At 70.2% G+C, this 1719-nt stretch carries 1 protein-coding gene; it reads right to left on the bottom strand.

Features of this window, described 5'->3' with window-relative positions; translation table 11 throughout:
* Positions 1 to 89: 89 nt before the first annotated feature.
* On the bottom strand, positions 90 to 1719 hold a 1630-nt coding region (locus tag MJ785_RS01190; protein ID WP_370652838.1), incomplete at its 5' end, for an ATP-binding protein.

Raw genomic sequence — 1719 nt, forward strand, 5'->3', positions numbered from 1 at the left:
CCGGCGCGGGACCGGGAGGAACGGAAGCGGGATCGTTCGCCGGGCCGTTCAGGGGGCCGCCGCCCGAGCTGACGGCGTGATCGGTGCTGTCAGAGGTCACGACCGGATCCTCTCGTCCACCAGGAGCGACGGTAAGCAGGCCGGGCTGGCGGCGATGCCAGTACGGAAGTCTCCTCCCGCAGCTGGGGAACGAGACTCGGCTCCCGCGGAACGGCCGCGCCCGGCTGGACCGCCGACGGCGCGCCTGCTGAGGATGGCCATGCCTCGTCCGGGGGAACCGGCAGCGACAGGCGCAGAAGCGCGCCGCCGGCCGGGCCTTCCTCAGCCCGCACCCAGCCGCCGTGCGCGGCGGCGGCATCCGCCACGATGGCCAGGCCAAGCCCGGACCCGGGCAGCCCACGCGCGGACGTCGCCCGGTAGAACCGGTTGAAGACCCGGGAGCGGTCCTCCGGCGCGATCCCCGGGCCCTCATCGGTGACGACAACCTCGCCGGGAGCCACGGTCACATGGACCCGCCCTTGTGCCGGGGAGAATTTCACCGCGTTGTCCAGCAGGTTCGTCACCGCCCGTTCCAGCATGTGCGGGCGTCCATCCACGGGCGACGGGACAGCGGTCACCACGATCTGCACGTCCTTGGCTTTGGCGCGCCTGCGCACCCGGTCGGCCGCGACATGGACGATCTCGGTCAGATCAGCGGGCTCGACGTCCTCGGCGGGCGCCTCATCACGGGCCAGCTCGACCAGTTCACTGACCAGTCCGCTCAGTTCCCGGATCTGCGCGTCCACGTCCCGCAGCAGGGCGTCCCGGTCGGCCGCGGGCAGTGCGCGCGCCGGATTGGCCTCGGCCCGCAGCAGTAGCTCGATGTTGGTCCGCAGACTGGTCAACGGGGTGCGCAGCTCGTGACTGGCATCGTCGACGAGCTCCCGCTGACGCGCGCGGGAGGCCTCCAGCGCCCGCAGCATGCTGTTGAGGCTGTTGGCCAACCGAGCTATTTCATCACTACCGGTCACTGGGATCAATGCGGAGAGGTCCTGCGTACGGGCGACCTCCTCAGCGGCCGCGGCGGCGGCATCCACCGGCTTGAGAGACGCGCGTGCGATCAGCCGACCGAGCAGCACCGATCCGGCCACGCCCACCACGCCCACACCCAGCAAAACCAGACCAAGATCGCGTAGTGTCTGATCGACGTCGGACATGTCCCGGGCCAGTTGCAGCGCGCCCAGGCCGACGCTGGGAATGCGGATGGGAACGGTGGCGACGCGATAGCGCCCCCCGCCGACAGTGACCGTGCGCAGTTGCTGGCTGACCACCCCGTGTGCCACGGCGATATCGGCGGAGTTGACCGGCAGCATCACCACCTGGTTGTCCGGCGCCGTCGGGGTGCCGTCGGTGCTGATGACCTGCGCGGGCAGGCCGAAGTTGAACACGATCAGCCCCTGGTCCCACTCGGGGCCCCACTCTTTCGGCTTGATCGTCTGAGCCGCCGTGTAGGCCTGTTGGATCAGCTGGTGGTCGATGGACCGACCGAGCACGATCCCGGTCGCGCCGAGTGCCACGCCTGCCACGACCGCTACCGTGGCGGTCACCGCAAGACCGATGAGCAACGCCATCCGGTTGCGCAACGGCAGATGCACAAGTGACAAACGAGGGTGGCGGGGCCGCGCTCTCATCCGGAGGCCCTCACAACGGGACCTGCTCCCGCCCGCCCTCGCCGGCTCT

It is taken from the genome of Protofrankia sp. CiT1, assembly GCF_917627335.1.
GTDB lineage: Bacteria > Actinomycetota > Actinomycetes > Frankiales > Frankiaceae > Protofrankia.